General features: G+C 39.1%; 11 protein-coding genes. 2 read left to right on the forward strand and 9 right to left on the reverse strand.

Annotated elements, in window-relative coordinates:
• Positions 1 to 3: 3 nt before the first annotated feature.
• From recD to KO511_RS16805, 7 genes are all read right to left on the reverse strand, one after another.
• Complete coding sequence (recD, locus tag KO511_RS16780; RefSeq protein WP_215988561.1) at positions 4 to 2,058, reverse strand: exodeoxyribonuclease V subunit alpha; 2,055 nt, start codon at positions 2,056 to 2,058, stop codon at positions 4 to 6.
• Entirely contained in the window at positions 2,055 to 5,609 is a 3,555-nt protein-coding gene (gene recB / locus KO511_RS16785) for an exodeoxyribonuclease V subunit beta (protein WP_215988562.1), read from the reverse strand. The genes recD and recB overlap by 4 nt, the downstream gene beginning before the upstream one ends.
• Positions 5,610 to 5,961: 352 nt before the next feature.
• Positions 5,962 to 6,525, reverse strand: coding sequence for a hypothetical protein (locus KO511_RS16790; RefSeq protein ID WP_215988563.1), 564 nt, complete (start codon positions 6,523 to 6,525; stop codon positions 5,962 to 5,964).
• 58 nt (positions 6,526 to 6,583) lie between these two features.
• A complete protein-coding gene (locus KO511_RS16795) occupies positions 6,584 to 6,817 on the reverse strand; it encodes a hypothetical protein (RefSeq protein WP_215988564.1) in 234 nt (77 codons plus the stop codon).
• Positions 6,786 to 7,061: an A1S_2505 family phage non-structural protein gene (locus KO511_RS22635; protein WP_436840229.1), complete on the reverse strand. Its 276-nt coding sequence runs from the start codon at positions 7,059 to 7,061 to the stop codon at positions 6,786 to 6,788. Before KO511_RS22635 ends, KO511_RS16795 begins: the two co-directional genes overlap by 32 nt.
• Before the next feature lie 9 nt (positions 7,062 to 7,070).
• Complete coding sequence (locus KO511_RS16800) at positions 7,071 to 7,790, reverse strand: hypothetical protein (protein ID WP_215988565.1); 720 nt, start codon at positions 7,788 to 7,790, stop codon at positions 7,071 to 7,073.
• A gap of 125 nt (positions 7,791 to 7,915) precedes the next feature.
• Complete coding sequence (locus KO511_RS16805) at positions 7,916 to 8,470, reverse strand: hypothetical protein (protein WP_215988566.1); 555 nt, start codon at positions 8,468 to 8,470, stop codon at positions 7,916 to 7,918.
• Positions 8,471 to 9,028: 558 nt separating this feature from the next.
• On the opposite strand from KO511_RS16805, the gene KO511_RS16810 reads away from it, so the two are divergent.
• Entirely contained in the window at positions 9,029 to 9,325 is a 297-nt protein-coding gene (locus KO511_RS16810; protein WP_215988567.1) for a MerR family DNA-binding transcriptional regulator, read from the forward strand.
• Here KO511_RS16810 and recC read toward each other — a convergent pair.
• A complete protein-coding gene (recC, locus tag KO511_RS16815) occupies positions 9,316 to 12,816 on the reverse strand; it encodes an exodeoxyribonuclease V subunit gamma (RefSeq protein WP_215988568.1) in 3,501 nt (1,166 codons plus the stop codon). The two genes, KO511_RS16810 and recC, sit on opposite strands and share 10 nt — an antisense overlap.
• Positions 12,817 to 13,126: 310 nt before the next feature.
• Between recC and KO511_RS16820 the strand changes: the two genes are divergently transcribed.
• Positions 13,127 to 13,408, forward strand: coding sequence for a hypothetical protein (locus KO511_RS16820; protein WP_215988569.1), 282 nt, complete (start codon positions 13,127 to 13,129; stop codon positions 13,406 to 13,408).
• A 162-nt stretch (positions 13,409 to 13,570) separates the two neighbouring features.
• Here the strand turns inward: KO511_RS16820 and KO511_RS16825 are convergent.
• Positions 13,571 to 13,719, reverse strand: a 149-nt coding sequence (locus tag KO511_RS16825) for a transposase (RefSeq protein ID WP_215988571.1), incomplete at its 5' end; no start/stop codon positions are given.

Below are 13,719 nucleotides of genomic sequence, written 5' to 3' on the forward strand. Positions count from 1 at the left end.
TTCTTAATTTGTTAAAGCCTCTGACAAACCGCTACTTCTTGTGGTAATCAACCTTGAAGATTTATTTAGAACTTGCCTGATGCAACATAACTTCAAGCTTCCTTTTGCTCTAGTAATCCCTGTGTATACAAGTTCCCTAGTCATAATTGGCGACATTTTATCTGGCAGGAGCATATATGTGAACTCAAATTCAGAACCCTGAGACTTATGAATTGTCATCGCATAAATTGTTTCATTTATAGGGAGTCTGCTAGGTAAAAACCTCCGAAGCCCACCATCAATTGCTTCAAAATAGACATACATTTTACCGTCGTCTGATCTCATGCAAATGCCTATATCCCCATTATATAAACCAAGTGAGTGGTCATTTTTTGTGATCATAACAGGGCGTCCAACGTACCATGCGCTAGTGTTTGATCTTGATATCAATCCTCTTGATTCAAGTATGGTTTCTATCTTTTCGTTAATCGTTTTGATGCCACATTCACCCTCTCTTGTGGCACAAAGTAGTCTTGATTTATTGAAAGAAGTAAGAACTTTGAGTATTTCCTCATTGTTTCTAATGTGTTCTAAATATTCACTGTAATGGTCAGACACACCATTCAGAAACTTACGATGACTTTCATTCGATAAATCGATTACATCTATATCGCGAAACCCTTTATTGATTACTTTTGCAATATTCTCTTCTTTACCTGAATTTACTGCATATGCTAGTTGACCAACACCAGAATCCTTATGAAACCTGTAGCTTTTTCTTAGTACACATAGAGCGTCGGTGAAATCATTTGATTCTAATCCTATGGGCAGAGAATAGTTCGTTATGTAATCCAAGATCTCTTTTTGTTTTTCAGAGACCCCATCTTTTATGAATCCACAGATGTCTCCAAATACTGATCCGGCTTCAACAGATGCTAACTGATCTTTATCGCCTAACAATATAAGCACAGCATTGTCAGGCAATGCTTCAATGAGTTTACTCATAAGCGATAGGTCTATCATGGATGCTTCATCCACAACTAGGACATCAAGGTGTAATTTATTTTTTCTATTATGTCTAAAGTCAGCTTTTTTATATATTGCACCTAATAGTCTGTGGATGGTGCTAGCTTCTGTAGGAATCAGTCCCTTAATGCCTTTTTCTATAGGCAGCTCTTCCATTGCTTTTGAAATTGATTCCGACAATCTTGCCGCTGCTTTTCCTGTGGGTGCACAAAGCTTGATCGTGTAGTCATCGGTATTTCTGTTTTCAATCAAAGCAGCCAACAACTTAGACACAGTTGTGGTCTTCCCTGTTCCGGGGCCTCCTGATATCACAGTAAATTGCCTAGTAAGAGCTGAAGCTGCGGAAACCTTCTGCCAGTTTATGCAGTAGCTCTCAGGAATTATTGTGGATAACTTATTTAAGTTATCCTGAAAGTCTTCTGATTTTACTAAATTGATTAATTTCTTTTTATCGATTCTTTTTTTGTTTTCCTCTGTAACGTCCAGAAGCTCACAAATATTTCCAAATAATTTTTCATCGCTTAATGACCCTGAGGCTTCAATTACTTTTTGAGCCATGAGGTCAAGGTTTCTCGCAAAGAGTTTATCCAATGATTTTTTGATATTTATTAACTGCTTTTTACTCAAACATTTTGGTTTGGATAGGGTTCTTATGCTGTTGGAGACTTCAGTTTCCATTTTCCAATTTCGGTATAAGTAGAATCGCTCACCATCAAACACAAGTGGTTTAACTTCGTTTCCATTTCCGAATACACCTGAGCTAGAGATTACGTTATCCCAATCTTTAGGGTCAGGGAGTAAACCCCTGATGTTTTCTTGAACTACACTTTGCCCAAAAGAGTTAAGTTCTTCTGCCTTTTCTTTTGTAACGCATATGTTGCTGAGTGAGTATTCGTAACTAACAAGAGCTGATATGTACATCACTAAATCAACTTCTTTCTTATCTAGGTTACCCCCGCACAGCGATCTCATTTGTTTCGCGAATTGATAATCGAGTGGGCGGATTTTTTTTTCTTTATATAGGTGCTTTAGTAAGTCACTCATGCTGTTCATGCGTCATCCCCCTTAAACAGGTCTGTAAGTCCATTTAGAAATTCCTCCGATGGTTTGGCGAAATATATACCATTGTCATTATCAGAGTTCACGCCTCTCAAAAATACGTAAAGAACCCCGCCAAAATGCTCATTGTAAGAATAATCTTTGACTCGGCTTTTCAAGTATTTATGTAGTGCAAGCGAGTAGATCTGGTACTGTAAATCGTATCTATGATCTTGCATTGCTTCAATTAGAGCATCAATTGTGTATGAGCCATGATTGTCGCCTAAATGGTTTGATTTCCAGTCTAGTACGTAGTATTTGCCCTCATATTTAAAGGTAAGGTCAATAAACCCCTTAAGCATTCCTGAGACATCAAAAAAATTGAGATCCATATCCTGTGATATAGGGTCGTGCTTCTTGGCTAGGTTTGCTAATTTTGTTGCGTTCAGGTTTTTAATTGGAAAAGCAAATTCCATTTCACATAAAAGTTTAGAGCTTGTAACTTTTTGCAGCTCGATTTTTTCAGAGGTCATTGGTTTTGTTAGAATGTCTTTCGTTAGCTTTTTAACAACTGGTGTCCATTCGATTTCGTAACCTTCAAGGAACAAAAGCTCTTTGATGACTTCTTCATTTTCCAGAGAGTCAGGTTTGCTATAGTCTATGTTTTCAAAGACAGTGTGCAAAAATGTCCCTGCTTTTGCGCCTTTATGGAAACTAAAAATATCTAACTCAGGAGCCTCAATTTCTTCTTGTTCTTCTTCAAAAGTAAACTCGGCAGAAACATGCTTGTGGCGATGTGAGTTTGCTGATAATGCCGAGAAGCTTGTAACGTACCAGTTCTCTGAAATATTTCGTTTATTCGTTCTTGCCACGATTTCTATTTGATTTAGGTTATCAATTGCATACCGTGTATCTGAAATAAGTGGAGGAGGGCATACAAAGATATCATCACAAGAATTTTCAAGTTCATTGGTGAAATCGATTAATCCTTGTGCATCAGAAATAGTGCCTTTCTGAAGCAACCATCCGATTGCGCTTTTATGCACCCCCGTGTTCCCCGTCTTCTTTCTGCCATCAGATATAGTTGTTAACCCAACCCACAGACCGTATACAGCCCTTGTTAGGCCAACATAAAGAAGTCGTAAATCTTCTGCTAGTCTCTCTTTTTCTGCTCGCGATTTTGAAAAATCAGACTTCTTGGTATCTAATACTGTCTGGCTCTTTGCTTCATCGTGGTAAAGTGATTTATCTGATTCTCGGTATTTAGTCAGAAAAGGAAGAAAAACAAAATTATATTCAAGCCCTTTTGATTTGTGGATTGTGATTACTTTTACCAGATCGCTTTCAGATTCAAGTCTAACTTGCTGCTCTTCTGCGTTGCCGTCTGGTTCCTCTATTTTTTCAGTTAACCATCGAATCAGTCCATGCTTACTTTGTGTTTTCTGGCTTTCCTCTTGAAGTAGCTCACACACATGGAGAAAATCAGCTACCTTCCGTTCTCCTTCTACGCCACGAAGTAATCTTTCAGCTATTTTTCTTGTTATCAGTATTTGACGAAGAGCAGGCATTACGCCTTTCTTTTCCCAGATCTTAGAATATTCAGAAAATTCTAAGACGATATCTTCTAACTTGTGCTCATTGTGTTCAATTTCTACTAGGGATTCTGCATCCTCTCCGAGTAAATGTGTCGCGAGAGCAGGCTTCAGAACACGGTCATTTGTTGGATCGCTCATTGCTACGAGGATTCGTAGAATATCGTGAGCCTCCATGGTGGAGAACACACTTTCTCTATTTGATAGATATACACTCTGAATGTTATGTTCAGATAATTTTGATCTTACAACTTTTGCTTCATCACTAGTTCTGACAAGAATGGCTATATCACCTGCCTTGACACGACGGGTCGATTCCCCTTTTTTTACCTCTATAGACTCATCAGTTAATAATTCTTTGATTTGTTGTACGGTTGCTTCTCTCATTGTTTCAACATAATCTTTTTTACTCGAAATTTCGGCCTTAGACTTGTCTAGCCACATCGTTATGGCTGGAGAAGGGTTTCCGTCCTTAATCCAAGCATTTTCCGTAGACTTATCTGAAAACAGAGCAGGGCGAAACTCAATATCATCGTTGTAAATGAAAGGGCTTGGAGAATGCATAAATACACTATTTACCGCATTTATCATCCTACTTGTAGATCGCCAGTTAGTGCTAAGGGTAAAGTGTGAGTTAACTTCTCGCCTAGCTTTGATGTATGTGAATATGTCTGCTCCCCTAAAGCCGTAGATTGCCTGCTTAGGGTCTCCAATCATAAAAATACCACTATCTCTGATATCTACGCTTTGGCACAGTCTAGTTCTGTATATTGAGCTAAAAATGTTGTACTGGAGAGGGTCGGTGTCTTGGAATTCATCGATCATGGCTATCGGATACATCTCACGAATCCTTTTCCCTAAAACTTTCCCTTGTTCGCCTTTTAGTGCATCACTTAATTGGGTCAATAGGTCGTCAAAGGCAAGAACGTAAATTCTCTCTTTCGCTTCCTTGAGTAGAGTGCGGCACTGCTCAATGGCATCCTTCATTATCCCTTCAGTTAAGCCGACTGGAGACTGATAGAAGTCTTCTATGTTGTTAAAGATCGCCAATTCAGGAGGTGTGCTTTTGGATTTTTCCTGAAGAATTTTTGCTCTGAATTTTTCAAGTTGTGCAGGGCACGAATAATCTGTGGTTTCAGTTTCTGCCCATTGGGTTACTTTAGAAATCCATTCAGGGAGTGACTTTTTAGTGTATGAGCGGCGATTTACATCTGAGGAATCAAAGGCGGCCAAGATCTGGCTTTTATGATCAAGCCAAGATTTCTTTAGTTCATTGATTCTGTCAATATTAATATCATGGGCTTCAATGATGTCACCAGATAAACGAGTGCCTTTGATATACACTGGTGCCCCAGACAAGTACGAATTTATGTCCTTGAGTAATGCAGTAGGGTTCTTCCATTCCGAACGAATAATACCGCTCACTTCAGAGGGGAGGTTGTTAAACCTTATTCTCCAATAATCAGAAACAACTTGTTGGCGAAGCTTACTTTCGTCAGTCAAGAAGCTGGTTTCAAATAGTGAGCCAGACTCAAATGCACTATTTACTAGCATTCTTTGGCAAAAACCGTGGATTGTAAAAGCCGCGGCTTCATCCATTTGCCTTTCTGCTTGTAGCAGGAGTTCTGCCGCAAGCTCGTGGTTAATGGTGTCTGAAAGTAGACTAGATAGTAAAGGGTCATTAGATGAGCCTTTCAGGAAGGCGTCTCTGGCTTCTTTAATTCTTGTGCGTATTCTTGACCTCAATTCTTCTGTAGCTGCATCAGTAAAGGTTACTACTAAGATTTGATCTACAGTAAGAGGGTATTGATGGCGACTGTCCTCTGCGCCATGACCAAGGAGTAGCCTCAGATATAGGCTACAGATTGTAAATGTCTTGCCTGTTCCGGCAGATGCCTCTATCAATCTGGCTCCATAAAGAGGGAAGCTTAAGGGGTTAAGTGACTCGACTGGCGTTTTCTCTTTCTCTGTCATGCTTAATGAAATTTATGTTCTATATGGTTGTCACCATATTACCACACTAAGCTAGAGTCGGAATAAAAAGTCTTAAGTCTTGAGTCTGTGGGTGGTTGATCCATCTTGGTATTCGCAGTAGCTACAAATGGCACAGAAAACAGAAGAGGTAAAAACGAGATAAGTAAAGGTTATGCTAATTAGGGAAAGACTAAATGATAAGATTGCTAACATCTGAAGAAGGCCAAAAATAACACTAATGTCTTAATGGCCTGCCTAACAAGTTGCTAGCCAAACTTAAGCCCCCAAAAATTAATCTTACAATGTAGCCTTGATTGGGAAAACCTCCCTTAAAAGGGAGGCAATGAGTAGTCTATTTCTTTGAGTAGCAGCTTTGAATTTCATTGATGAATTCTGATTTGTCTAAAATTGAAGCTTTCTCTGCAACCATGCCTTCTAGCTTGGTAAGGGCGATCTGGTTTTCCATTTGCCCACCTCTTTTTAGGACGTGCCTTGCAGAAAAGTCAGTACCGAATATCAGGTCAATTCGCTTTTGAAAATCTGATACCTGAAGTTCTAGGTTGCCTTCTGAGCTGTGGTTGTAGTATGTGTCAATGAAATCCAATGCAAGATTGAAAGTATTGTCATCCGAGCCAGAAAACTTCTTCATACACTGAAGTTCTACATTCACAATAGCAACATCAGGAACAGTTGATTGATGCAGGAAATACACGTAGCCTGACACCCTGTCCTTAGGGTTGTTAAGTGAGGTAGGTGCAACTGGAGGTTGGTTTATTCCAAATCCAGTATAGTAATGATTCATCGAATCCTGATATTGGGTAACCCAAGGCTTTTTGTAAGCCAAAAACGCAGATGCCGATAACACCAAACCACAAAGCACGGTTACAAAAATGTTAGAAAAGTTATTGAATTTCATTAAGGTAATGCTCCTTATTGCTTACCTAGTTGCAAATATCGTTGCGCTTAGAGGCTGTTTATTTGCTTGAAAAATGAGCCTTCCAGCTTTCATGAAAGACACAATTAACTGGAACCTCTACGTTTTTAATAAACAAATCAATGATTGCCCTAGTAGAGTATCCGTTTAAATTTCGATTCAAATTATAAGGTATTAGAAACAGCTCATGTGGATTTTCTAGGCAGTGTTCGCATAGTTCTAAGATATTTTTCTTTATCCACTCAGTTGGAACTCCTGTAGCCGCTGTTTTCATAAACTAGTCCTGTTGATTTCTCGACATAGTTTTTTGTTAGATTTTTGGTCACGAGTGCGTAAGAGTTCCGTTGACGCCCTCTTCCTTGGTAATAAACCGCACCCCAGTTCTTAAAGGCCGTGTTGGCTGAGCCTAACCCATGCCGACCCTCGGGATTTGACCCAAAACAAAAGACGCACTTGTCGTGAATGCCTTTAATGGGACGCTTAATCTCATCCCCAGTCCAAAATCGTCTTTTTTCCATAAAATATTTTTATTTATTAGACATATTAGTAAAAATTTTCCTGTCATAGATAGGAGCATCGAAAAATTCGTCATCAAACATGAAGCTAAGCCAATACTCTCGGTATCGCTTGTGATACTTGATTGTTTTACGGATGTTCTCAGACCTTGTTAATTTTGGTGAATTAAAAACGTAGTCTAATGGCCTAACACCCTTATAGGTTCCGCCACTATTTAAAGCAATGGCAAACTCAATAGGGTTTGAGAGCAAGATTGCAACCTCTGGTGAAGCAAACTCAGCATACTTCCTAATTTCGCTAATTTGATACGAATTATTGTTATATGTGTGCTCGTTAAGGTTGGTAGGGTCTCCCTTGACTGAATGAGCAGTGAGCGCAAAAACCATTAAGGCACTAATCCCTTTTGAGTCTGACTCTATCTGTTTGGCTAAGCGATCTTTCATTGATTCACCAATCCCAAGGCTCTTGCCTTCAACCCAATCAATTACGATTCCGCTGTTACGACGAAAGAGACTATGATAGTGAGCGCTGATTTTCATATTTTTATACTTTTCATCTGAGGGGTGTAGAAGATCAGCCCTAAGTTTCGACGTAAACTCCAGCGCATTCTTTTTTCTTTCTAAGTTGGCTACCTCAGCCTTCATTGTACTTTTGATCGCGAGTGGAGATAGGGCTAGGATTGATATTGCCACAATCGCGAATCTAGCGCCTCTACTCATAGAGAAGGTCATAAGTTCACCTATTTATATATGGGTAAGAATTATTGTCTTATGCACTAACATGAAAGTCAATGAAAAAGTCTGCACAAAAGCAGATTTTTCTTATAAACCAACAGTTTAAAAACTTGCGTAAAATTTCAGAATGAGTTTTTTTTTGTTGGGTTACGACCTTGATGATCGTAATTATGTTCGAGCGAGGCTTCATTCGACTTGATTTGCTCTCTATGTGCGCAAATCCACGCTAGTTGCTTTAACTCGTTTGCATGCTCCTTGGGAAGTGCTTCTATCACTTCGGCTACTTTGATATTACTCTCAAGTATGTCATTTATATCATTTCTATCAAGGAGACTTTTTATGAAGGTCGGTACTGAATCCCTTGTAGATAGATCTGTATTAATGCTGTCAGCTAATTGCTTGAGCCATCGAGCCGTCAAGGTTGCGACTGCACCGATCCCCATAAGCACAGACTGAGCTTCAAAAGATTTCTCAGCACTATATGGCTCACCCCATGTCATTAATACATCTGTAAACGCTATACCTCCAATAGCACCAAGAGCTGCGGTGGCGTAAAACCCAGTTTTTGCGACATTCTTTTTAGCTTCGTCTGAAGGCTCTTTTCCTGATAAAATATTACCTAAGCTATAAAGCACATTAGATCTGCTTTTTTCTTTCAGTTTATCGCTTGATTTCATAGAATACTCCTTAAGGAGATCTCGTACATCATCAGCTAATTCTTTTGATATTGTTTCTCTTACATTCATTGCCTTGTGTTGGTTATGCTGTAATTATAGCAATAAAGAGATGATTGTTTAAAACTTAAATAAGAAAAAGATTTAATAATAATGCTGTAGACAACATTATAAGTATTACCCAAGCGATTGAATAAAATGGAGAAATCAAGCGTATCAAATGTTGGAGTTATATTCCCAAAAGAATACCTATGCTCAGTTAGAGTTGTCAGGAAAGTAAAGTCAATAACGCAAAACATAAAATGCGCAAGAGTTTTAACAAACAATATTAGCCAATATCTGTCGAGATTGAAAAGCAGTTAAATGCCAACGTCTCTCAACTTTTCAGCAACGCAACACTAGATTATTTAATCGTCTTTTGTGATGAGTACTCATTAACAAGGGAGGATAAAGGAACTATGGCGCGGATGGATCGGTTAAGGATGAGGGTTATTTATACACCGATTACAAGGGTAATTCGCTAGTTGATAAATGGCTTATCAAGCCTGATCGTTATAAGAAATGATTAAGGTTAATAAGTATCTTTCGGTAGGCGAAACAGCAGAGATGCTTGGCGTCTCTGTTCCCACTATTCGTCGTTGGCAGAAGTCTGGAAAAATTCAAGAATCATACCGTACTCTAGGCAATCACCGTCGATTTTCCATTAATTCCATCAGAGTTTTACTAGGTATAAATTTTGAGAGGAAGATTGTTGGCTATGCTCGTGTTTCAAGTCATGACCAGAAAGGGAAAGGTAGTGCCTACCTGCCCATTCTGACCAAACTGCGTATCGAGCAGGAACTAAGTGATCAGGTTTGATCACCTAGTTTAAATCGGTTGTATTCCTCAAGGCTCATTAGCGCAGGAAGGAGGTAAGTTGTGGCTACATTGTATACGGATTCCACAAACTCATCGTCCACCTCGCTCCAAACTCTGGATACATACGGGTTTGAAATTTCACCTCCATAAGAGCCAAAGCCACCACTCATTGCCTCCATAATGGCAGCGGTTATTTTATCTCTACTAACATTAAGGTCACCGTAGTATTTTTTGTCTTTTTTACTGTAAGTTGCCTGAAGTGCTGCAAAGCTAGTTCTTGGTAGAAACGGAATAGGAGTGCACATGCCTTCGTAATACCCATTTACCAGCTCCATAAGCAACACATTAGCGTCTTCTTTTTGGATCGGCCTCATTATAACTTGTTCGTCGGCGCATAAAATGTATGTAGGTAGCTCCATGCCGTTAGAGCAAATAGCTAAGTGCTGAACCCAAGCCTGCAAAATATCCTGTGGACGTAAAGAGCCAGCTCGGTAATATACAGATCCAGTTTTATATAGACGCCTTGCCCAGCCATGAAGATTAACAGTTAATGAGTTGATTTCAAAATATAAATCAATTTTTTCTTCGAGTGGTTCTGATTTGGTTACTTGTGTTACCTCATTTGCTAGAGTCTCTATTGAGTCTCTAATTTCTGTAAGGCAATTGTGGGCGAAGCCTCCATTGGGTAAAACACCCTCTTGGGAAAATCGCTTAAGCATACTTTCAAATGTGATGTCAGTGGTTGAGCCTTGTAAATCATCATTGTTCAACGTTTCTATTAAATTATCTAGCCACTGTCTTTTTACAGGAAAAGCTTCTCTTGGTTCAAGATTGAAAGGCTCTTCATCATTCGTTAAGCCTGCCTGTAAGTCGAAATTTACTTTAAGACTACGTGTAAAAAAGTGCTTAACAGGAAGGCTCCAAAACCTTAAAAGTTCACTAATATCAAGCTTTACCTTTGAGTCACTAGAAGCCTCAGTTAAAAGAATATTTTCTAATGGTTGTGCCATAAATGGCTCAGCTTGCAAATCTAATTTCGTTGTCGATGACAATGATGAGGCCACCCACTCAGAGGCGTAGCTCTGATATTTTCCTTCGAAAGCTGATGGAGAAAATGGGTTCAATGGGTGCTGAAAGCTTATGTTTCTGATTATTGACTCTTCTGCTGACGCAGCATCAATGCTGAAATCAGAATCAAGGCAATATCCTTTTTGTACGTACTCAACCAACTCTGAGACTAACACTGATGGTACTCGCTCTGTGTTGTCTTGTATTTTTCTATCAACATAACTGATATATAGAGAATCTTGAGCTGACAACAGTGCCTCTAGAAATAGAAATCTATCATCATTTCTTCTAGACCTGTCGCCAATTAACGGGTTTGCAGCCATCAGATCAAAACCTTCAGGCTGACTACTTCTTGGGTAAAGGCCATCATTCATCCCTAACAAGCAAACTTTGCGGAATGGAATAGATCGCATTGGCATTAGCGTGCAGAAAGTTACTTTACCCATCATAAAGTGCTGGGATAGACGGTCTTTAGAAAAGATCCCATTAAAGTGGCGGAAAATAATATCAGTTGAAATTTCATCTTGGTAATCAGACGATGAAACAACTCTGTATAGTTCCGAGAGTTTAGATCGAATATTTGCTATTGCCTCCTCTTCATCTCTTGTGATGTCGAAGAATGTATCTATCAAATTGTTAATCACTTCTATCCAAGATGAAATGGTGTGATCTTCAGAAAGGTGATCCCTTAGTTCGATAAGGGAATCTACAAATGCACCAAGCTTCCCTGCTAATTCAGCGACAGAACCTTGAGATTCATTATAGGGTAATATGCCCTCAAAGCTCCCTTCGTATTCAGGGATGGAGTAACCCATAATCATCCTGCTTAGACCAAAAAGCCAATGATTTTGTTTTGGGGCAGGGAGGTCGTTCATTGTTGATGTCTTCTCATCGAGACCCCACCGGATACCAGATTGCTCTATCCACATTGAAAGCGTCGATAGGTCGTCTGGGTCAATTTCGAATCGACGCATTACGGATGGAACTTCCAGAATTTCCATCACTTTAGTGGCTTCTTGGCGTCCTATTCCGATGGATAATAAGTCCAAAAAAACTTGCAATACAGGGGCTTCAGCAGTCGCAGTTCTGTCAGAGACTGAAAATGGAATATACCTATCTTTTGGTGCACCAGAAAAGACTGAATTAATATGTGGTGAATATTTATCGATATCAGACACCATAACAACGAAGTCTTGAGGATTTAGAGAGTTATCTTGGTTGAACTCATTGAGTAAATAATCATGAAGAACTTCAACCTCTCTTTGAGGAGAGAAGCTTCCATGTAGGGTTAAAGAGTCATCAGACTCTAAGATTAAACCTTTGCCTTCGTTTGTATCAAATTGAATATGTTGTGATTTATCCTCTAAATTTAGGATGTCAGCCTGAATATTGTGGAGCAAAGAGTCTCTTTCGATTTCAACAAATGCGTCTATTTCATATGTTTCTTTTTCTGAAAGCAATGAAAGGTAATCTCTGCCTGTTTTACCCATAGAGGCTAGTAGATTGTTACCAACAGAGGCACCAAGAGTCTCATCATCACCCACAAAGACATCATGATCTAATCCAGATTTAAGTAACGAAGACTCACCTGCATCAACTGTTTTTGATTGCTCTAATATGATCTTTTTTCGGCGTTTAGCTTCAAATCTTGCTAAATATTTTCTGTCCTTGATGTCACCCCAATAGTACTTGCATGGGTTGGCGTACATTAGGTGTATTTCTATATGGTATGACAACGCCTGTAGTGCATCCAGAAAGCGCGGGGGTAGAGATGATATACCAACAACAAATAGCCTTCTTGGTAATTTAGACTTATCGAAGTCGCCTTTATTAACTTTATCAATAAAAGCCTCGTACATATTTGCTCGATGAAACTTAGGTTGTCCAAGTTGCTCAGTGTACTCTACTAATAATTTCCATAGGATTGGTTGCCAACTATGGTGACCAACTAAGTCGCTATCCCAACTTCCTGTTTCCCATTCTGCGATCCATTCAGGTCGAAACACGGAGTATTGATCGTAAAGGTCTGCTATCTTATCAGCGAGCTGATGGTTCTTGGTTCCATTGGAGTCATTAGCTAAATATGTTTTGATTGGCTCAAACTCCTTCGAGTTTATAACTGTTGGGAGTATTTTCATGATTTTCCACTTCATCATGTCTTTGGAAAATGCACTTTCTTTCGGCAGATCAGGTATTACTGTGTTGAACATATCCCACAAGAATGTTGCAGGAAGGGGGAACTTTGTGTTAGCGGCTATCCCAATTTCACTTGCTAATGAAATTTTAAGCCATTGAGATATACCTGAACTCTGTACGAGAATTTTTTCTTCTTCAAATGCCTCTGTAAGTGGGTCATTTTTGATTAATTGGGTCACTAGTGCCTTAAGAAGATCCATGCTATTTGAGTGATAAACATTGAGCATAAATTAGACTCTACAAATTACTACATCTTGGGAACTGTACATGGTATATGTTAAATCTTCATTATTAAAGCAATATGGTGACAAGCTATGAAATTGCTAGTATCTCAATTGACAAGGGTGATTTTTGCATGAAAAAGTAGTCTTTTTTATCAACGCAGGAGTAGGAAGGGCATAGATTTGACTCTTTAGCTTTTGTTCCAAAAGATACAGATAGTAAAGTCGCGAGCAAAAGATTGTGAGTATGTATCATCCTTTTTTGTTAAATTTAATTCACAAAGTTTAAAAAGTCGAAGAAAATAGAGTGCGTATTATGGAAAGAATAAGAATCAATGATTTACTGACATCAAACTTTGCAATAAAGCTATATGCCATATTTTGGGTATCCTACATTGTGTGCTTTTCCGTTGTTTTATGTATTTACTATTTATCTGAAAAGGAAGAGTCATTAGCAGTATTGATAAAATGGGGTTCTGGGATTGGTTTGTTTGGGTTTTTTATCTATGTTGCATCAAGCTACTTTATATTTAGTAGAAAAATGATAGTGGCGGCTATGAGAATAACAAAAAACAGAGCAGAAAGCCGCTCTATCTAGATTAAAAACACATCTGAGAAGTAAAAGGGTTGTTGTACCCCCCCAACTAGCTGTGAGCTTGTTATACTCACACTTTTCTTGGCTGGCAGGAAGTTTAGCAATTTCGCCGTAAACCCTCGCCCGATGAGGTCGGGGATATAAGGCGTGAGACGCGATAGCGTCTTACTCTGGAGTCGATTGACTCTCTACATAGGCTTTTAATGTTTCAATTGTCGCACCGCCAGCAGTGCAAGCAAAGTATGAGCGAGACCATAGGGCTGAGCTTTTGCTCTGCCTTGTAAGGTGCATGTTTTGTATTCGTAACATACGAG

The sequence above is a fragment of the Vibrio hepatarius genome (genome assembly GCF_018860525.1).
Classification (GTDB): Bacteria; Pseudomonadota; Gammaproteobacteria; order Enterobacterales; family Vibrionaceae; genus Vibrio; species Vibrio hepatarius_B.